At 69.1% G+C, this 19,473-nt stretch carries 17 protein-coding genes and 3 pseudogenes; 12 read left to right on the top strand and 8 right to left on the bottom strand.

Annotated features, from left to right (window positions below; all coding sequences use genetic code 11):
• Window positions 1–18: 18 nt before the first annotated feature.
• The 7 genes and pseudogenes from ACIBK4_RS35680 to ACIBK4_RS35710 form a co-directional block, all read left to right on the top strand.
• Window positions 19–156, top strand: a pseudogene (locus ACIBK4_RS35680) (hypothetical protein); the annotation flags it as partial.
• Between the two features lie 72 nt (window positions 157–228).
• Complete coding sequence (locus tag ACIBK4_RS35685; protein WP_399001599.1) at window positions 229–2,085, top strand: RICIN domain-containing protein; 1,857 nt, start codon at window positions 229–231, stop codon at window positions 2,083–2,085.
• A gap of 156 nt (window positions 2,086–2,241) precedes the next feature.
• Window positions 2,242–3,141 carry an amidohydrolase family protein gene (locus ACIBK4_RS35690; RefSeq protein WP_399001601.1) on the top strand — a complete coding sequence of 300 codons (900 nt, stop codon included), beginning with the start codon at window positions 2,242–2,244 and terminating at the stop codon, window positions 3,139–3,141.
• A 217-nt stretch (window positions 3,142–3,358) separates the two neighbouring features.
• Window positions 3,359–3,577 (top strand): annotated as a pseudogene (locus tag ACIBK4_RS35695) (diacylglycerol kinase family protein); the annotation flags it as partial.
• Window positions 3,578–3,831: 254 nt separating this feature from the next.
• Window positions 3,832–4,161, top strand: a complete 330-nt coding sequence (locus tag ACIBK4_RS35700; RefSeq protein ID WP_399002210.1) for a diacylglycerol/lipid kinase family protein — start codon at window positions 3,832–3,834, stop codon at window positions 4,159–4,161.
• A gap of 154 nt (window positions 4,162–4,315) precedes the next feature.
• Window positions 4,316–4,744, top strand: a complete 429-nt coding sequence (locus ACIBK4_RS35705; RefSeq protein ID WP_399001603.1) for an STAS domain-containing protein — start codon at window positions 4,316–4,318, stop codon at window positions 4,742–4,744.
• A 422-nt stretch (window positions 4,745–5,166) separates the two neighbouring features.
• The gene (locus tag ACIBK4_RS35710) at window positions 5,167–5,622 is read left to right on the top strand and encodes a DUF5959 family protein (RefSeq protein ID WP_399001605.1); all 456 of its coding nucleotides are present in this window, start codon (window positions 5,167–5,169) and stop codon (window positions 5,620–5,622) included.
• Between the two features lie 13 nt (window positions 5,623–5,635).
• Here ACIBK4_RS35710 and ACIBK4_RS35715 read toward each other — a convergent pair.
• The 6 genes and pseudogenes from ACIBK4_RS35715 to ACIBK4_RS35740 all read right to left on the bottom strand — a co-directional run bounded on the left by ACIBK4_RS35715 (window position 5,636) and on the right by ACIBK4_RS35740 (window position 11,366).
• A pseudogene (locus ACIBK4_RS35715) lies at window positions 5,636–6,431 on the bottom strand (IS5 family transposase).
• Window positions 6,398–7,672 (bottom strand): multidrug effflux MFS transporter, encoded by a 1,275-nt coding sequence (locus ACIBK4_RS35720; protein ID WP_399001608.1) that lies wholly within the window; start codon window positions 7,670–7,672, stop codon window positions 6,398–6,400. Before ACIBK4_RS35720 ends, ACIBK4_RS35715 begins: the two are co-directional and overlap by 34 nt.
• Window positions 7,673–7,795: 123 nt before the next feature.
• Entirely contained in the window at window positions 7,796–8,737 is a 942-nt protein-coding gene (locus tag ACIBK4_RS35725; protein WP_399001610.1) for an SMP-30/gluconolactonase/LRE family protein, read from the bottom strand.
• 98 nt (window positions 8,738–8,835) lie between these two features.
• On the bottom strand, window positions 8,836–9,486 hold the full coding sequence (locus ACIBK4_RS35730) for an NADPH-dependent F420 reductase (RefSeq protein ID WP_399001612.1): 651 nt from the start codon (window positions 9,484–9,486) through the stop codon (window positions 8,836–8,838).
• A gap of 38 nt (window positions 9,487–9,524) precedes the next feature.
• On the bottom strand, window positions 9,525–10,535 hold the full coding sequence (locus ACIBK4_RS35735) for an SMP-30/gluconolactonase/LRE family protein (RefSeq protein ID WP_399001614.1): 1,011 nt from the start codon (window positions 10,533–10,535) through the stop codon (window positions 9,525–9,527).
• A 51-nt stretch (window positions 10,536–10,586) separates the two neighbouring features.
• Window positions 10,587–11,366: an MBL fold metallo-hydrolase gene (locus ACIBK4_RS35740; RefSeq protein ID WP_360530005.1), complete on the bottom strand. Its 780-nt coding sequence runs from the start codon at window positions 11,364–11,366 to the stop codon at window positions 10,587–10,589.
• Window positions 11,367–11,495: 129 nt separating this feature from the next.
• Here ACIBK4_RS35740 and ACIBK4_RS35745 point away from each other — a divergent pair, with 129 nt between their 5' ends.
• On the top strand, window positions 11,496–12,404 hold the full coding sequence (locus tag ACIBK4_RS35745; RefSeq protein WP_399002178.1) for an AraC family transcriptional regulator: 909 nt from the start codon (window positions 11,496–11,498) through the stop codon (window positions 12,402–12,404).
• A 96-nt stretch (window positions 12,405–12,500) separates the two neighbouring features.
• Here the strand turns inward: ACIBK4_RS35745 and ACIBK4_RS35750 are convergent, their stop codons facing one another.
• A complete protein-coding gene (locus tag ACIBK4_RS35750) occupies window positions 12,501–13,847 on the bottom strand; it encodes a jacalin-like lectin (protein WP_399001616.1) in 1,347 nt (448 codons plus the stop codon).
• Between the two features lie 277 nt (window positions 13,848–14,124).
• On the opposite strand from ACIBK4_RS35750, the gene ACIBK4_RS35755 reads away from it, so the two are divergent.
• From ACIBK4_RS35755 to ACIBK4_RS35770, 4 genes are all read left to right on the top strand, one after another.
• Window positions 14,125–14,931: an MBL fold metallo-hydrolase gene (locus ACIBK4_RS35755; RefSeq protein ID WP_399001618.1), complete on the top strand. Its 807-nt coding sequence runs from the start codon at window positions 14,125–14,127 to the stop codon at window positions 14,929–14,931.
• 2 nt (window positions 14,932–14,933) lie between these two features.
• Window positions 14,934–15,344, top strand: coding sequence for a nuclear transport factor 2 family protein (locus ACIBK4_RS35760; RefSeq protein WP_399001620.1), 411 nt, complete (start codon window positions 14,934–14,936; stop codon window positions 15,342–15,344).
• A 26-nt stretch (window positions 15,345–15,370) separates the two neighbouring features.
• Window positions 15,371–16,072, top strand: a complete 702-nt coding sequence (locus tag ACIBK4_RS35765; protein WP_399001622.1) for an alpha/beta fold hydrolase — start codon at window positions 15,371–15,373, stop codon at window positions 16,070–16,072.
• A 397-nt stretch (window positions 16,073–16,469) separates the two neighbouring features.
• On the top strand, window positions 16,470–17,573 hold the full coding sequence (locus tag ACIBK4_RS35770) for an aldehyde dehydrogenase family protein (protein ID WP_399001625.1): 1,104 nt from the start codon (window positions 16,470–16,472) through the stop codon (window positions 17,571–17,573).
• A gap of 70 nt (window positions 17,574–17,643) precedes the next feature.
• Here ACIBK4_RS35770 and ACIBK4_RS35775 read toward each other — a convergent pair whose 3' ends face one another.
• Complete coding sequence (locus ACIBK4_RS35775) at window positions 17,644–19,314, bottom strand: FUSC family protein (protein WP_399001627.1); 1,671 nt, start codon at window positions 19,312–19,314, stop codon at window positions 17,644–17,646.
• Window positions 19,315–19,473: the final 159 nt, after the last annotated feature.

Here is a 19,473-nt window from a genome sequence, read left to right on the forward strand (position 1 = left end):
GCCGAGAACTATCTGCGGCTGAAGTCGTACACCACGAGCGGCGGCCAGGCGAACGTCTCGATCCAGGACCACGAGGCCGGCATCCTCTTCCAGCGGCCGTATCCGCTGCTGTCCAACGGCTCTCCCCTGCACTTCGAGAACGCCCACGAGTTCCTCACCGAGCCCGGCGAGTTCTACCTCGACAAGGACGCACAGACGCTCTACTACCTCCCCCGGGCGGGCGAGACCATGACGTCGGCCACCGTGCAGGTCCCGACCCTGCAGACGCTCTTCGACATCAAGGGAGACAGCCTCGACTCTCCCGTCCACAACCTGCAGTTCTCGGGTATCACCTTCACCCAGACCAACTGGACCGAGGCGAGCGACAACGGCCTGCTCAACGCTCAGGGCGGCAACTACAACATCTCCGCCGACCCCAGCAACAAGCAGTACGTCAACCGTCCGCCCGCCGGGGTCTACGCCGCGAACGCCGACAACCTGTCCTTCACGGGTGACACCTTCACCCAGATGGGCTCGACCGCCCTCGACCTGCACCACGGCGTCCACAACTCCGCGGTCACCGGCAACGTCGTCCAGGACATCGCCGGCAACGGGATCACGGTGGGCAAGTTCTCGGACCCCGGCGTCGAGTACCACACCTTGTACAACCCGCCCACCTCACCCGCTGGTGAGGACGCACGCGAGGTCGTCAGCGGTGTCACCGTCACCGACAACCTGATCAACCGGACCGGCCAGGACTATCTCGGCACCGCCGGCATCAACGCCGGCTTCGTGCACGGCACCACCCTCGACCACAACGACATCTCCGACTCCCCCTGGGCCGGGATCTCCCTGGGCTGGGGCTGGCAGTCGGCCGCCAACGCGGAGGGCGACAACTCCGTCAGCTACAACCGCATCGGCAACGTCGTCAACCAACTGTGCGACACGGCAGGCATCTACCACCTCTCCAACGACCCGGGGACGGTGATCAACAACAACTACATCCACGACGTGGTCCGCACGCCCACCGCGTGCACCTCGGGTGCGGGCGGCATCTATCTCGACGAGGGCTCCAGCAACATGACCGTGGCGAACAACGTCCTGTCGCACACCGACGACTTCGTCATCCGCAACGCCAACGGCCCGAACGTCACCCTCTCCAACAACACGACCACCGGCACCTCGGTGATGCAGGCCTCGGGTCTCCAGCCGGCCTACCGAGGACTGTCCACGAAGATCGATCTCGCCTACGGCAGGACGACCACCGCGTCCTCCGTCTACAGCTCCAACTGGGCACCGGCCAAAGCCGATGACAACGACCCGGCGACCGGCTGGTCCCCCACGGGGAGCGACACCTCGGCGTGGTGGCAGGTCGACCTCGGCAGTGCCTACGAGCTCGGCCAGTACTCGTTCACCACCCGCCAGGACATCGACCAGCCCGAAACCCGCGGCAACTTCGAGATACGCGGCTCCAACGACCCCACCTTCGCCGACTACACGGTGCTGGGACGCCAGGACGCCACGACCCTCCCGTACAGCGCGACACTGACGGCCAAGATCGACGCACGCCAGAAGTTCCGGTACGTACGAGTCGCCAAAACCGACGGCGACTACTTCTACATCGGCGACTTCAGCGTGCAGCAGGCCGGCGGCGCGCTGACGAACTCGACCACCGCGCCGTCCTTCAACGCGTCGACGTACTACACGATCAAGAACGTCAACAGCGGACTGCTGGCCGATGTGTATCAAGGTTCGACCGCGGACAACGCGAGCGTGGTCCAGTGGCAGGGCAACTCGGGTACCAACCAGCAGTGGAACATCGTGCAGGTCAGCGGCAACCTCTACAAGATCACCAACCGCAACAGCGGCAAGGTCCTCGGCATCGCCAACGGCTCCCACGCCAAGGGTGCGGCCCTGGTCCAGACGACCTACAACGGCGGCAACAACCAGCTCTGGTACTTCGAGCCGACCAGCAGCGGGTACGTCATCCGCAACGTCGAGAGCCGACAGGCCCTGGAGGTACCCGGCAACTCGACCACCGCGGGGACCGCGCTCGGCCAGTGGACACCGCTGAGCCAGACCAACCAGCTCTGGACCATCCAGTGACGCGCTTCGCGTGACGACACCGGGCCCGCTGCGATCGGCATACATCGACGGCCGATCGCAGCGGTTTCCCAACCCACGAACGACCTGCCGCACTCCGCGTCCACCGTGTGCCGAAGCGGTATCCCCGCCGTCCGTCACCGCCCTCTGGAGATCCCCTTGCCCGCAGTCGAACCCTCGCTCCTCGTCGACGCCCATCACCACCTCTGGGATCTCGATCAGCGACCGCAACCATGGCTCGGGGAGGCCGCACTCGCCCCGATCCGCCGCAGTTTCACCCTCGACGATCTACGCGGGCAGGCGACCCGGTCCATCTCCGGGCGCACCCTGGGGACCACTGTCCTCGTACAGTGCGTGGCCTCTGTCGCGGAGACAGAGGAGTTGCTCGCGTTCGCCGAGGAGGAGTGGCTCGTCGGAGCCGTCGTCGGCTGGGCGGACCTCGCCTCTCCGGCGATCGGCGACACACTCGACGCTCTGCTCGCGGGACCGGGCGGCACGTACCTGCGGTCCTTGCGGCACCTCGTGCAGGCGGAGAGCGATCCATGCTGGCTGCAGCGTCCTGACGTGGTGTGGGGGCTACGCGCTGTGCGCGAGCGCGGCCTCGCCTACGACGTGCTGGTTCGAGCCCATCAGCTCCCGTCCGCCGTCCGCCTCGCCGAGCGCCACCCGGAACTGCCCCTGGTGCTGAACCATGCCGGTAAGCCACCCCTCACGGACGGCGATCTCGCCCGCTGGGAGAGGCAGGTGCGGCGGCTCGCGGCCCACTCCCAGGTGACCTGCAAGGTGTCCGGGCTCGTCACCGAGGCCGACCACCGCGCCTGGACGACCGACGACATCCGGCCCGTGTGGGACGTCCTGCTGTCCGCATTCGGCCCCAGCCGGCTGATGTTCGGCTCGGACTGGCCACTGTGTGTCCTCGCGGGCGGTTGGGACCGCTGGGCAGCCGCGGTCGAGGAACTCCTTGCCGGGTGCTCCGCCACAGAGACCGCGGCGATCCTCGCGGGAACTGCCACGGACTTCTATCAGGTTCAACCCGCGGTCAGGGATTCGAACTTGTGACAGGAGCACTCGCAGCCCGCCATGCATCAGCCCGGCCCCGGGGCCCGGACACTGCACAGCCCCCGGTGCCCCGGAGAGGTCGAACTGACAGTCCGAAGCGGGCGTGGACCGGAGCCGCCCACATGGCGTAGGCAGAGGTGTGGGTCTGATCGCGGTCGTCAACGGCGATGCCGTCGGTGACACCCCGGCCGAGGCCAAGCTACGGATCCTCCTGCCCATGGCGGACATACGGCTCTGCGTGAGTGGCGTCGACCTGCACCTGGTGCTCGACCAGGCCGCCAAGGACGTACTCGCCCACGGTGGCGCACTCGGCGTCACCGGCGGCGACGGGACGGTCAACGCGGCAGCCGTCCGGGCCACCGGGAGCGGGCTGCCCCTGGCCGTGTTCCCCGCCGGCACCCTCAACCACTTCGCCGCCGACCTCGGGCTGACAACCCTGCAGTCCACCACCGACGCCGTGGAAGCGGGTCGCGGCGGAACCGTCGACCTCGGCCGGGTCACCTCCGCGGGGACGGGATCGGCACGTACTTCCTCAACACCTTCAGCATCGGCGTCTACCCCGAACTCGTCCGCGCCCGGGAAGCCCGCGAGAGGCGTCTGGGCAAGTGGCCCGCCCCGTGTGTCGGCCTGCTCCGGGTACTCGCCGACGGCACACCCCGCAAGGTCGTCATCGACGGGCGACGACGGCGGTTGTGGCTGCTCTTCGCCGGCAACAGCCGTTACGACCAGCCCGGCTTCGCGCCCTCCTACCGCCGCAGTCTCAACGACGGCCTCCTCGACATCCGCACCGTGGACGGCAGCCACCCCTTCGCCCGCACCCGTCTGGTCGCCGCCTTAGTCACCGGCACTCTCGCCCGCTCCCGGGTCTACCAGGCCACCATGGTCACCCGGCTGCGCATCGACGGAACGAGTGCGGAAGAGGACTACACCCGGGACGGCGAGGTGAGCCCTGCCGCCGACACACTCCACCTCGACAAAGCGACCCATGCGCTCACGGTCTACCTGCCACCGCCGCGGTGACCCGCGGAGGGGCCGGGCCGGTGTTTGAGTTCCACGAGGTGGGCTACCGGACGGACCCTGCTGGGCGCGGCACATACCGGGGCCCACCTCGGCCCCACCTCCAGGGACCGATCGGCCCTTCCGCACGGACTTCCACTACGGCTTTGATCGCACCATGACCGAAAACCGCACGAGGTCCGCACCATCGCGCACCGTACGCAGCATCGACGGGGCGACCGTCGTGACGTGGCACGGCGAGATCGACCTCGTGACGGCGATCCCGTTGGCGTCCCGCCTCGACGCCCTGACCTCGGGCCCGCACCCCGATCTGGTTCTCGACCTGCGGTCCGCGTCCTTCATCGACTGCTCCGGGCTCAGTGTTCTGTGCCGGACCCGGAACCGGGTCCTGGCGCGGCACGGCCGGCTGCGACTGATCACCGACAGCGACAGCTTCCTGCGGGTCCTCCGGGTCACCGGCCTGAGCGGAGTGTTCGAGATACACCCACACCTGCCGTCTGCTGGAGGCGAACGCCCCCGCCCCCTGCCGGGAACCGGTCCCGAGCGGTCCTTCGGCAACGCCTCGTGGGCCCAAGCGACCGCGTGACCGGGGTTGCCACCCTGGACGTCATGACGACTGGAGAGGTGCTGGGCCATGGCAACTGCACGCCGACAAGGAAGCGGCGTTCCGTCGGCGCCGTGCCTCTCAGCAAGGCGCCGACCTGCGGTGACCCGTTGGGCCTCGGGTGACAAGATCCCGACGCGGGTCCGCCGGCCCGTTCTCGACTGCTTCGTGCACCGACAGGTCTCGCGCAGGCCGCCGCCGAGGCGGGCTTCCCGAACACCCTGCCTGACTTGCCCTCACCGGCGCCGTCAATATCGTGGGCACCGTGGGACGCCGTCGGCTCGAACAGCGGCACGTCTAAGAACTCCGAACAGAATGATCAGCGCCCGTTCTCCCCTGGGACCGCTCTGCCGAGGACGTGTGCATGATGAGTCGGCACATGCAGACGGCCCAGGGGATATGACATGACCGAGCGCGGTCCGGTGGACCTCATCCACCTTGCTGATGAAGAGAACAGCGTGATCGTCCGGGTGGCGGGGCCAACAACCCGAGTGCTCCCGTGGGACGGCTGCCTTGACGTCGACATCCTGGTGGCCAGCGAGTTCGCGAAGGGCCACCTCACAGAGGTGTGCCTGCTGCCCGAAGACCTGGACGATTGGGCAGTGGCGCTCGAACTGCTCGCCGAGGGCCAGCCGATCCGCTGGATGGATGACGGTCGAAACCCGGAGATCCGGATCACGCCGGAGGGGCCGTACATCTCGCACGGCGAGGTCCTCAACGCGATCGAGGTGGTGGTGAGGGACACGGCGGTGTCCCTCACCTCGGTTTGCGTATTGGTGCGCCTGCCCGCCGACTGGGTCGATGCCCAGCGTCTGCGACTCGCCCAGATCCGCGCCGCGTGGCCCTTCGGGCGTAGTTGAGGACGGGAGGCTCTCAGCTGCAGGTGAGAGCCTCACATGCGATGAGGCGCCTCCAGCAGATGAGCACGCAGCCGAGCGTGAGGACGGCTTCGTGGACGTCGTCGCGCACCTCCGAGCGGATCCGCAGGCGGCGAAACCAGTGCAGGTGGGCGAACGCGCGCTCCACGACCCAGCGTTCGGTGCCCAGGCCGGAGCCGTGCTCGGTGCCGCGGCGGGCTATGACCGGCTTCACACCGAGGTCCCAGACGAGCCGGCGGTACTTGTCGTGGTCGTAACCGCGGTCCCCGAGTACGACTTCCGGGCGACGGCGCGGTCGGCCGCGCTCGCCGCGCACGGGCGGTACCGCTTGAAGCAGTGGGATGAGCTGGGTGACGTCGTTGCGGTTGCCTCCGGTCAGAGTGACCGCGAGTGGGATGCCGGTGGCGTCGGTGATCAGGTGGCGCTTGCTGCCCGCCCTGCCCCGGTCAACAGGGCTTCGTCCCGTCTTGGAGCCCCCTTTAACGCCCGGATGTGGGAACCGTCGCCGCCGCCCGGGAGAAGTCCAGGGCGTCCGCGCCGCGGAGCTTGGCCAGGAGGACCTCGTGCAGCCGGGGCCACACACCAGCCTCGGTCCACTCGGCCAGGCGCCGCCAGCATGTCATCCCCGAACCGAAGCCGAGCTCCTGCGGCAGGTACTCCCAGGCGATCCCGGTATGCAGCACGAACAGGATGCCCTGGAACACCAGCCGGTCTGAATGACGCTTGCCCCGGATGAAGATCATTTCGTTAGGAGTTCTTACTGGGCCAGCGGGTCCGAAATGGGACGCCATGGGTGGCAGAGGGCCAGGAAGCAGACCGTCGCGGCCAGCGCGAGGCCGAGCACCGACAGGGCCATGGGCAGGGCGGTGCCCTGGTCGCCGAGACCGGCGAGGGCGGGCGCGAGGGCTCCCATGACGAACTGTGTGGTGCCCAGGAGCGCTGAGGCGCTGCCCGCCGCGTGCGGGGCCCGCTGGAGGGACAGGGCGGTGGTGGTGGGAAGGATCATGCCGACCGGGCAGGCCGTGAAGAACAGCGCGCCAGCGATCCAGGGCAGGCCCACGTGCGTGAGGGTGGCCAGGACGACCAGGGCGGTACCCGCGGTGGCGAGTACGGTCAGGCCCGCCCCCAGGATGCGATGCGAGGGGAAACGGCCGAGGAGCAGTTTGCCATTGAGCTGGCCGGTGGCCACCATGCCGACCGAGTTGAGGGCGAAGAGCAGGCTGTAGGTCTGCGGGGAGGCGCCGTAGACCTCTTGCAGGGTGAAGGAGGAGCCGGCGATGTAGGCGAACAGGGCGGCGAAGCCGAGGCTTCCGGTGAGCAGATAGCCCGAGAAGCGGCCGTCTTTGACGAGGTCGCGCATGGTGCGCAGGGTGTCGGGGAGCCCCCCGCGCCGGCGCTGGTGTGCCGGCAGGGTCTCGGTCAGCAGGGTCGCGGTGGCGGCGAGGATGACCAGGCCCAGCAATGTGAGGGTGACGAACACGCCGCGCCAGGAGGTCAGGCGCAGCAGTTGGGCGCCGAGCACGGGGGCGAGGATCGGCGCGGTGCCGGAGACGAGCATCAGCGAGGAGAGCAGGCGGGCGGCGCCGAGTCCGTCGTACAGGTCACGGACGACGGCCCGGGCGATGACGATCCCGGCGGCGCCCGCCAGGCCCTGGACCATGCGCATGCCGATGAGGACCGTGGGATTGGGGGCGACGGCGCACAGGAGGCTCGCCGCGACGTACACGGTCAGGCCGGTCAGGAGGGGACGGCGCCTGCCGAGGGTGTCGCTGAGGGGCCCGATGACCAGCTGGCCCAGGGCGATCCCGATCATGAAGGCGGTGAGGGTGAGCTGGGTGACGGCCTGTGAGACGTGGAGATCTCCGCTGACCTGAGGCAGGGCAGGGAGATAGAGGTCGATGGTGAGCGGGCCGAGCGCGGTCAGGGAGCCCAGGACCAGGACGAGGGGCAGACGGGGCGGATGAGGGTCCGGGGACGGCGCGTGGAGGGTGTCTGCTGTCCTGGCGCTGCTGGTCGGGGAGGGTTCGGACATGTCGGTTCCAGGGCTGTCGGAGAGGGCGGCCCGTGCGGACCAGTGTGCTGCCGGTTCTGCACCGGCCGGCGCCGCGCGGTCGGCGCGGCACCGGCGCCGGTGGGATGCGTCCCGCCGGCCGCGTCAGCGGCCGAGGCGGGCGATGAGCAGGTTGGGGTCCTTGCCGGTCATGTAGGCGGCGCTGGGGACGTACACCTTGCTGCCGTGGACCGCGATGGATGTGGGGGTCTGAAGACCGTCGGCCGGGGTGAGGACGGCGGTGTGGGTGCCGTCGGGGCGGACGAGGTCGACCTGGTTGTCGTCGCGGGCGGCGAGCAGGGTGTCGCCGTGGCCGGTGAACGCGAAGTCGTCGATGGACGGCATGCCGGTGGCCCGGACCTGGATCTTTCCGGCGGTGCCCTTGGCGGTGACCGGGATGCGCAGGACGGTGCCCTGGTCGAGGTTGGTGGCCCAGACGGAACCGTTGTGCAGCTTCAGGCCGTTGGCGCCGGCGAACGTGGTGGGCTCCAGCTGCGTGCCCTTGGCCCAGACGGTGGCCTTTCCGCCACATGTGGGGAGGCGGTAGATGACGCCGTGCACGGAGTCCGTGACGTAGAGCTTGTCGGTGTGCTGGTCGAGGGCGAGGCCGTTGGGCAACCCGTCGGCGGGCAGGGCGGCGATGCGATGCGGACGGCCGCCGGGGCGGACGGCCCAGACGCCGGTGAGGTCGGCGGTGCCGGTGGCGTAGGTGACGTACAGGGTGCCGTCGTCGGCGCGGGCGATGCCGCCGACGAACGCCTTGCCCAGGTTGGGGGTGTTCGCCTTGGCGGGGGCGGGCAGTGTGGCCAGGACGTGCGGCCGGCTGCCCGGAGTGACGCGGACGATCTGCCGGGCGAAGGAGAAGGTCAGGTACGCAGCCCCGGTGCGGTCGACGGTGATGTTCTCGGGCTGCTGCGAGGCCGCCAGCTGGAAGTGGTTGGTGATGTGCGGCGCCGAGAGCGGCTGGGTCGCCGCGGTTGCGGTGGCCGCGGAGGCCAGCAGGACCGCGGTTGCGGCGAGGGTGGTCAGGGAGGTACGGACACGCATGGGGTGGCTCTCCTGGTGGGGTTCTGCTGACGGTCCACTGCCGGCCCGTGGGGGTCGCGGGCCGGCAGTGGGGCTCGATGGGGTGGTACTGCTACGGCTCAGGGGGCGACGATCTTGATCGTGCTCGCCCAGCCGTGGCCCGCTTCGCGGATCTGCAGGGCCATGTGCAGCAGCTGGAAGCCCTCCAGCTCGCGGGCGTGCCTGAGCGCGCCGACGTCGACCGGGTTCAGCCCGCCGGAGGTGACCAGGTCGGCGACCTGCTTGCGGGCGGCCTCGTCGTCACCGGCGATGAAGACGTCGAGCACAGTGCCGTTCACCTCGCCGGCGATCAGGGTCGTGGCGAACGTGGTGTTGAACGCCTTCACGACACGTACGTCCGGTCCGGCGGCCTCGGCGATCTCTTCGGCGGCCGAGGTGCCCGGGGCGACGACGAGTGCGTCGAGGGAGGCGTCGACGGGGTTGCTGATGTCGACCAGCACCTTCCCGCTCAGCTGCTCTCCGTAGGCGGCGGCGAGTTGCTTGGCGGCGTCGAAGGGGACGGCGAGGACCACGATGTCCGCGGTGTCCACGGCAGATGCGTCGGCGGCGGCCATCCGGCCCTCGCCGGTTGCCTGCCCGCGCAGTTCGTCGACGAGTCGTACGGCCTTGCCGGGGTCCTTGGCGGTGACGGTGACCGTGTGTCCGCCCGCCAGGGCGCGGGTGGCGATGCCTCGGGCCATGTTGCCGGCGCCGATGATGGTGATCTTCATGAGGATGGTGTCCTTTCTGGCGCTGTGCCTGCTGGCTGTCAGGCGTGGACCCGCACCACGTTGAACGGGAGCACCGGATTGGTGATCTGGAACTGGAAGTTGACGATCAGCAGGTCGTGGCCGTCGACGGCGGCCGTGGAGGGGCTGTGCATGCCGTGGCCGTGGACCGTGCGCACGAGTTCGGCCTTGGTGTAGTCGTGGCTCAGCTTCAGGACGCTGATCTGGCCCTCGGGGTGGTCGAGTTCGGTGACGGCGGTGAGGGTGTTGCCCCTCAGCAGGAGGCCGTCGCCGGAGACGCCCTTGGCGCTGCCGAGGTCGATCGGGACGACCTGGTGGGTGTGCAGGTCGACGCGGTAGAAGGCGTAGTCGTTGTAGTCGGCGAGCAGGACGTAGCGGCCGTTGGCGGTGACCACCAGGCCGTTGCCGTTGAAACCGTCGTCGTAGACCATCGGGGAGTTGGTGAGGTCCACGCCCACGTGCAGTGGTTGCTGGACCTGCTTGCTCTTCAGCTCGGCGGCGGTGAGGTGCCACAGCGCGGGGTGGATCGAGTCGGAGATGTAGGCGTCGCCGTTGGGGGCGAGGGCCACGTCGTTGAGGAAGGTGTCGGTACGGCCGGTGTCGAACACGTGCAGCAGGGCGCGGGTGCGGGTGTCGTAGACGAAGACCTTGCCGGTGGCGCCGCCGGCGACGATGAGCCGTCCCGCGCGGTCGGTCTTCATGCCCGCGACGGAGGTCCGTCCGTCCTTTCCGCCCGGCAGGAACACCTGGGTCGCGCTCTGGTGGACGTCACCGCGGTAGATGGTGCCGTCGCTGGTGCTGCCGACGTAGAAGAAGGGTGTGCCCTGCTGGCGTGCGATGCCCTCGGGGTAGGTCTTGCTGCCGGGAATCGTGTAACTGGTGGGCAGCGGTGCGTGGTGGTGCCCGGAGGCGGCGGTGGGCCTCCCGCTCGCGTGCGGGGTGGCGAGAGCCGGGGCGGCGGCGCCCATCACGAACAGCGAGGCCACCGCGACGGCCGCAACGCGGGGGTGGCGCAGACGAACTGACGGCATGACAAGTCCTTCTGGGTGGAAGGGAGTTGGAGGAAAGGGGGAGGCGGGTGCTCAGTTACCGGTGGGGAAGAGGGACCGGTTGGCGATGTCGATGATGAACGGGCCGACGTGGGAGGGATAGCGGTCCACGATCGCCTTCTTGTACGCCTGGCCGTCGTCGCCGAGCAGTTCGCGGGCGTCGTCGAGGTAGCGGTGCACCTGCGCGTAGACCTCCGGCCCGGTGGGCAGGCCGTGGCCGGCGAGGATCGTGTCGTAGCCGGACTCGGCGGCCAGCGCGTCGACGGCCCGCTGCCAGCCGGTGATGTCGTTGTTGCCCAGGTAGAGGTGGACGTCGTTGTAGACGAGGTCCTGGGCGATCAGGACGCCCTGCTCGGGCAGCTTGACGAGGAGTTCGTCGGCGGCCTCGCCGCCGGAGACGGCCTCGAAGACGAACGGGACGCCGTCGATGACCTCGATGCCCGGGATGAGCGCCACGTCCGGGGTGAAGTCGGCGACCGGGATGACCAGGCCGGTGGGCAGCTGGCTGTCGCCGCGCGCCAGGATCTGCTCCCGTACCTGGGGCAGCGCGTGGACGGGGGCGCCGAAGCGGGCGGCGCCGTTGTAGTGGTCGGGGTGGGCGTGGGTGACGATCAGCCGGTCCAGCGGCTTGCCGAGTCCCTTGGCGTACGCGACGGCCTCGTCCGCGTAGGCGGGCAGGAGCTGGGCGTCGATCGCGATGATCCGGGTCGGCGTCTCGATCAGCTGGGTGGTGGTGTGGAAGGTGTCGGCCGGGGACATGTAGCTGTGGATCCGCACCGTGCCCTTGTCGAGGACCGTGACCGTACCGTTCATGGGAATGCTCCTTGCGGTGGATGACGGCCTTCCGCCGTCTCGCTCACCTCCACTCTTGCCGCAAAGCCGCAGGCAGGCGAGATACCATGAAGACACGGCATGGTAATTCGAGGACATGTGGAGATCGCGATGTTTCCCGCCGACCCTGACACGGCCGATCTGTCGGGAGGCGATGCCATCCTCCGGCTCGACTTCAATCCTCCCCAGGAACGCGTCCCCGGCTTCGAGATCATCGATCTCGCGACCCTGCACGAACGGCGCCGGCACAGCGGCAGGCGGTCCGACCTGGTGCACCGGGTCGACTTCCACACCCTCACCCTCATCACCCAGGGCAGCGGCGAACACGCCATCGACTTCGTGACATATCCCTGCCGCCCCGGCACCCTGCTGTGGGTCCGCCCCGGCCAGGTCCAGAGCTTCGTACGGCCGGGCACCGCCAACGGCACGCACCTGCTGTTCACGCCGGCCTTTCCACCTCACACCAGCAGTGCCGACCGGCTGGTGAACGAGTGGTACGGGCCGGCGTGCCGGCAACTGGGCGCGAGCCCCATCTACGCGGTGCTGTCCACCCTGCTGGGTCAGCTGCGCGCCGAGTACGACCGGCCGGAGCAGGCCGTTTCGGCGGAGATCCTGCAACTCCTGCTGGCCACCGTGCTGTTGCAGATCGACCGGCTGCCGCAGCCCGACAACGGCGCCGATCCGCACGCGGGCGGCGAGGTCTACGCCCGCTTCCGCACCGAACTGGAGCGTTCGTATGCCACCACCCGCCGCGCCGCCGAGTACGCACACCGCCTCGGATACACCGTCAAGACCCTCACCCGCGCCTGCACCGCCGCCACCGGTCAGCCTGTCAAACACGTCATCGACGGCCGCGTCGCTCTGGAGGCCCAGCGCCTGCTCGCCCACACCGACGAGCCGGTGGCGACCATCGCCCGCCGCCTCGGCTTCCCCGAACCCACCAACTTCGGCAAGTTCTTCACCCGGCACACCGGTGTCACTCCCGGTACGTTCCGTCAGGCGCATCGGAGTCAGCAGTGAGGGTCGGCGTCGCACAGTGGTCGCATGGTCCCCTCCGCCGCGCCATGCGGCGACGGCCCTGAGGCCGTCGCCGCATGGTCGGTGCCGGGTGTCGGCTCAACGCTTCGCGTAGATGAAGCCGAGCTTGTCGATCTCGTCACCGGAGCGTCCGTGGAAGCCGGCGATCTGCCATCCGGACGGGGCGGTGCGGGTCACGCAGTCCGACGTGGTGGATCCGCCGGTCAGGGTGTTGCCGAGGTTGGTGGTGAACCTGGCGTAGAAAATCCGGGTGTGGCCGCTCTTCTGGCCCTGGCACAGTTGGGCGGTGGTGACGTACTCGCCGCTGCCCAGTGCCAGGGACGACGCCGTGCCGCCGGTCCCGCCGTGGGTGAGGACCGTGCCGTTGCCGAGCGTCAGGCCGACGGCGTCCACCCGGGAGCCGCTGCGCAGCGAGAGGCTGACGGGACGCGCGCCCGACGGTATGGCGTCGATGTCGGTGTAGTAGTCGCCGTGGGGGCCGCCGAACTGGTCGCTGAGCTGGAAGTCGGGGTTGCGTGACCAGGTGAAGCCGACCGTGATCGGGTCGTGGTCGGAGAGCATCTTCCCGTCGTCCGTGAGGAACTTGGCGTGTTCGTTGTTGTACGAGGTCGCGTTCAGGGACACCAGCTTGCTGCCGCGGTAGAGGACCTTGTCGACGACCTCGCAGGTGTTGGGCACGGTGGTCCCGGTCTGGTCGCACACGAGCGCGTCGCTGCCCTTGGCGGGCGCGGTGCCGCCGCGGATCAGCTTGACCCAGGCGTCGGTGAGGCCGTTGGCCGCGCCGAACTCCGCGATGGTGTCGGCGGATCGGGTGTACCGGGTGTTGGTGTCGCCCATGACGACGACCGCGTTGCCCGCCGAGTGGGACTGGATGAACGAGGTCAACTGGCTCAGGTTGTCCGCGCGGGATGCCTCGTCGCCGTCATTCGTGCCGGCGTTGGTGTGCAGGTTGTAGAAGTCGACGTACACGCCTTCCGCCAGCTGCTCACGCATGAACGTGAACCCCTTGGGGGTCAGGCAGTCGCCCGAGTCGTACTGGCAGGAGTTCCAGTGGACCCGCTCGAAGTCGTCGGTGTCGTAGGGGAGTTTGGACAGGGTGTTGAGTCCGCTGCCGATGCCCGCACCGCCGCTTGTGGGGGTGCGGTAGGTGTGCGCGGTGTCGCCGGCGTAGAGGTAGGCGTGGTAATTGAAGTCCTCCTCGACGTTGACGATGTCGTAGGGCGCGATGCGCTGACCGATGGCAGTGGTGCTGGACTCGCGGGGCGTGGACGCGCTGGAGAGGATCTCCGGCAGGCCCGCCACGTTGTAGGTCAGGGTGCTGAAGGACCCGGACGACGGGTCCGCGGCGGCGGCCGGGAACGCGTTCGCGACGAACCCGACGCAGGTGATGGCCGCGGCCGTGAGGCACGCGAAGAGACGGCGCATGAAGCGGAACTCCTGTGAAGTGGGGTAGGGCAGCGGGAACTTACCGCCGGTAACCCGGTTCTGTCCCCGGTCCGGTCCGGGGAGATCGAAACTTGACCGCGTGGTCCAGGCCAGGGGGCTCCGCAAGGGGCAGCCGCCGGGACGCATGTCGCCGTTTGACCATGCCGAGTCGCTCTTTCACCTTGCCGACAGTTACCCGCGTGGCAAGAGTGACCATGTCACTGTCTCCTCCTGCGTCGCCCTTGTCCCAGCCTCCGACCTCTCCAAGGAATCCCCGATGAGCACCCTCTCCTTCAACGTCTTCGACCTGGACTTCCCGGTCGGCAGCAGGAACAAGACCGCGACACTGGTCACCGGCGAGAAGGAGGCGCTGCTGGTGGACGCCTGCTTCACCCGCGCCGACGGCCACCGCCTGGCCGCAGAGATCCTCGACTCAGGCAAGACTCTGACCACGGTCTTCGTCTCCCACGCCGACCCTGACTTCTACTTCGGCGCCGAGGTGATCGCCGACGCCTTCCCCGACGCGACGTTCGTCGCGACGCCGATCGTCATCGAGCACATCCAGCACTCCTACCAGGGCAAGCTCACGGCTTGGGAGGCCCTCGGCCCGAACCTGCCCACGCGCCTGGTCGACCTCGAGCCCCTGACCGGCGACCTCACCCTTGAAGGACACCGCTTCGAGCTCAAGGGCGGTCCTGCGGGGCTGCCCGACCGCCATTACCTGTGGCAGGCCGAGCACCGCGCCCTCCTCGGCGGTGTCCTGCTCTTCCAGCAGGAGCACGTCTGGGTCGCCGACACCCCCACCCCCGACGACCGCGCCGCCTGGGTCACCCTGCTGGACGAGATGGCCGCCCTCCAGCCGGAACTGGTCGTCCCCGGCCACCGCCTGCCCAACGCCCCGGCCAACGCATCCGCGATCTCCGCCACCCGCGGCTATCTGCTCGCCTTCGAGGAGGAGCTCAGCAAGGCCGCCGACGGCGCCGCGCTGACCGAGGCTCTCATCGCCCGCTACCCGGACAACGGCATGCTCATCGCCGCCCAGATCGGCGCCAAGGTCGCCAAGGGCGAAATGAAGTGGGGCTGACCATGACCGACTTCGCAACGTCCACAGCCCCCGCCGACGTCGTACGCCGCCAGTACCTGGCCTCCGCGGCCGGTGACCTGGAGGCACTTCAGGCCACCCTCGCCCCCGACGTGGAGTGGACCGAAATGGCCGGCTTCCCCCTGGCCGGCACCTACCGCACCCCCGACGGGGTCACCGCCAACGTGATGGAGCAGCTGGGCAAGGAGTGGGACGGCTGGACCGCCCACGACGACACCTACGTCGTCGACGGCGAGAACGTCGTCGTCCTCGCCCGCTACACGGCGGCCAACAAGGCCACCGGCAAGACCATCGACGTCCGAGTCGCCCACCATTTCGTCGTGCGCGGCGGCCTGATCGTCCGTTTCGAACAGTTCGTGGACACCGCGCTGGTCCGCGACGCCATGACCGACTGACCCTCCGCTACTTGAGGACAGCTCAGATGAACCCCACTGTCGTTCTCGTCCACGGAGCGATGCACACCCCGTGGATCTTCGAACCCCTGCGTGAGAGGCTCAGCGCCCGCGGCATCGCCTCCCGAGCCGTCCAACTGCCCAGCAGCAATCCCGACAGCGCGGCCGCCCTGGGGCTGTCCGAGGACGTCGAGGTGGTGCGCGCCGCCGTCGAGGCTGTCGACGGACCTGTGGTGCTCGCCGCGCACTCCTACGGCGGAGTGCCGGCGACCTGGGCCGCCGCAGAGTCGGACCAGGTGACGGAGCTCGTCTACATCGCCGCCTTCGCCCTCGAAGCGGGCACCTCGATGATGGAGTGGATGGGCGGCGACTTCCCGCCCACCTGGAACCACTCGCCCGACGGCCTGGCCGTCAAGGCGGGAGACGCCGAGGAGTCCATCTTCAGCGGAGTCGACCCCGCCCTGACCGCCGAGGCCGTCAAACGCCTCAACTGGCAGGGCATGCGCGCCTTCACCGAGAAGCTGGGCGCCGCACCGACCGAGGTGCCCCTGACGTACGTCGTGGCCACCGAGGATCGTGCGCTGCCGCCCGCTGTACAGGAACAGTGGGCCGCGCGCGCTGCCCACAGTGTTCGAATTCCCTCCGGGCACTCTCCGCACCTGTCCCATGCCGACGAGGTGGCCGACGTTCTCGCCCAGGCCGTCGCGCGGGCCTCGTCCAACAGGTCCTAGTGATCCACACGGCTGGCTCCTGGCGTTCACCGCCAGGAGCCAGCCTTTCGTCATCAGACCGGCCTTGATCCCTAGGTCAGGGCCGGTGGACATCTCAACGTCGACATCGCCACGAGCCGTTTCCCGCGCCCCCGGCACTGCCGGGGCACAGACACCGAACAAGATTGTTGAACGATGCTACGATCCTGCATCCAGGTTGCTGTGGCATTCGGACAGTGAGAGGAAGCCCGTGACAAGCGACGAGGACCACCGAGCACCCGCCTCCTCGGATGTCGTGCGCGCTTGTGCCGTCCGAGCCAAGCAGGGTGGCACCGCTCTCATCAGTGCCTCGGACGCCGAGATCGACCAGGCGCTGCGCGGCATGGCGGAGCGTCTGGGATCGGTGCAGTCGGCTCTCATGGCCGCCAACGAGAAGGACCTCGCGGCTGCTGTCTCCGCGGGCATGTCGCCCGCGCTGCAGGATCGCTTGCGACTGAGCTCGACGCGGTTGGAGGCCATGGCGGCGGAGCTGCGCACGCTGGCGGATACCGCGCATGAGCCGAGGGACAGGGTCGTCGAGGTGCGCCCGGACGGCCTCACCCTGTTGGAACGCAGGCGTCCGGTCGGGGCCATCGGCGCCAACTTCGAGGCTCGTCCGAACGTCACGCTCGACATCGCGTCCCAGTTCCTCAAGTCGCGCAACGCGGGTGTGCTGCGCACCGGATCGGCGGCGCTCGGCTCGTCCCGGGCCTTGGTGGATCAAGTCATCGCGCCGGCACTCGCCGAGGTGGGGCTGGATCCGGACGCCATCCAGCTGGTGCCCAGCGAAGACCGCTCTGCGGCCTACGCGCTGGTGGCCCTGCCCGAACTGATCCCGCTGGTCATCCTTCGCGGGAGCGGCGACAGCACCCGCGACCTCGGCCAGGAAGGCGCACGTCACGGTGTGCGGACCCTCGCCCATGCCGACGGCGGCGGAGTCCTGTACGTGGACTCTGTAGCCACCGAAACAACAGCGCACCGGCTGATCACCGACAGCCTCGACCGCCTGGGCGTGTGCAACCGGCTCAATCTGCTGCTCATCGACCGGCCTGTGTACGAAGAGCGGCTGCCCGGCATTCTTCAGCTCCTGCACCGTCTGGGCATCACCGCATCTCTTCCACCGCACACCCATCCGCGCGGGTTCGAGTGGGCACTCGACTCGGAGCGTGCGGCAACCGTGACGATCGATGCCGCCGACGGTCCGTCGGACGCGGCGCGGATCGCGAACGAGGAGACGTCCGGGCTGGCCGCCGCCATCGCGACCGACGACCCGGCTGCCGCTACCCGGTTCATTGATGCGTACGGCGGCTCCGGGGTCTTCTGGAATTCCCCCACGCGACTTCTCGACGGCTTCAAGCTGCTGCGACTGCCGGAGACCGGTATCAACATCGACCGGGTTCCCGGTCCACGTGGGCCGGTGAGCTTCCGCGACCTGTACCTGCGGCAGTACGTGGTCGTGCCCAGTTCAAAGAATCCCGGCTAGAACCCCAGCTGCCGGAATGCTGGCCGCCGGTGGGTGCCAGGCTGAGGGGCCGTCGGGTTTGTCGTCCCGGTCATGCTCGGGCGTCCTGTCCTGTGGTGCCCGCGCCCGGGCCCAGGGAGGCCGGACTCTGACGTCGTAGCGCCTCCGTCAGCATCTGGTGTCCGGACTGCTCGGCGTGCACGACTCTGTCGCTGGGCAGGGCGTGCTGCCACCACTCGCCGGCTGCGGTGTCGGCCGAGGCGCGCAGTTCGACCAACGCGGCGCCGAGGCGACGTCGGGCGGCGTTCAGCGCGCCGGGCACGGGATCCGGCTCGGCAAGGAGAGCCGCCGTGTGCGCATGGGCGTGCTCGAGGGCGGTGAGCGCGTGCTCGAGGCGGTCCCCTGCGCGCCGGTTGGTGACTGCCAGGGCTGCTGCGAAGCCGACGAGCGTACCGACGAGAGTGTCGGCGATCCGTCCGGTGATCAACTGGACGGAGTCCTGCACCCGAGCGAACTCGGTGATGAGCAGGGCCATCGGGGTGACGCAGACGGTATGGAGCCAGTAGTTGGGGCCGATCAGTGCCGCCGCGGTGAAGCAGAAGGCGAGGAAACACAGCACGAGGGCCGCCGGATGCAGATGGGCGACTGGAACGACAGCGGCGAAGGCGAGGACGCCGATGAGGTTGCCGACGACCCGCTCAACTGCTCGTCGCCGAGTGAGTGTGAGGTTGGCCTGGTACAAGGAGGCGGCGGTGACGAGGGCCCAGTACGGGCGCCCGATCCCGAGGGCGAGGGAGGCGTATCCGGCAAGCGCGCAGCCGATTCCGGTGCGCACCGCGATGGGGGCGAGCAGATTGTGCCGGCTCCACCAAACCGCCTGGGGTGACACGGTCGTCTCGGCGTCGACGTCGAGGAGTTCCTCACTGTCCGGCACTGGGAGGCCGACGTCCGGGACCGGGCCCGAGCCGCGCAGGTTGCGCGCCCACGCCTGCAGACGCTCCGGGTCGGCATCTCCAGGGGCGGTGACGGCGACCTCGGCGCAAGCGACGAGCCGTCTGAGGGAGCGGCGTGTGAGGTCGCCTCGGGCGCCGGCGGCCGGCATGCACTGCCAGGCGGCATGCACAGCCGCGGCAGCGGCAGCGCGGGCCTCGACCCGGACCTCGGCCGTCTCGCTCACGGCGACGTACCCGGCGACCGTGTCTAGGGCGTGGGCAGTGGCGCGACGCTCGGGTCCGTGGGGGCGCAGCAGGCCGGGCGCCATGCAGACCAGCCAGGCCCAGACACCCCCCAGCAGGGCCAGCCCGACATGGCCGGGTACCTGAGCGGGAGTCTGAGGCAGGAACAGAGCGGTCGAGCTGATGAAAGTCAGGACCACACTCGCGGGCGGGCCGATGCGGGTGGCGTCGCAGACGGCCTTCTGTAGAGCGGCCATGAGAGCGCCGACACCGACCAGGACAGCTGCGTTGGTGGTGAGCGCCGCCGTGAGCAGCGCGACGGCGAGGCCGCCGACCATGCCGAGCACCACCCAGACCAGGGTCTGGCATCGGGCAGCGTATGGGCGGTGGTGACAGTACAGAGCGGACATGGCGCCAGCTATCGGGTACATCGCCAGGTCGAGCCTGCCCAGCACAAGCAGAGACAGAGCAGGCAGGGCGGTAGCGGCGACCACGCTCAGCGCGGGCTTGAACCAGATGTCGGAAGGCCGAGCGCATCGCAGCACCCCGGCCTGGGCCACGCGGCACACGGCCGCACACGTACTCATCGATTTTCTCCGTGAGAGGCGCCGTCCCCCCTGGAGGGGCGATCGGCGCTTGGGGTGTCGTGCCTGCGCGGTGAAATACGAGCCAGGAAGGGGGGCGAACGCAGCCGGTTGTGAGCCTCACGCCGGGGAGGCGCCACGACCGGAACAGTTCTCAGATGC

Source organism: Streptomyces sp. NPDC050528 (assembly GCF_044457795.1).
In the GTDB taxonomy this organism is placed as follows: Bacteria; Actinomycetota; Actinomycetes; order Streptomycetales; family Streptomycetaceae; genus Streptomyces.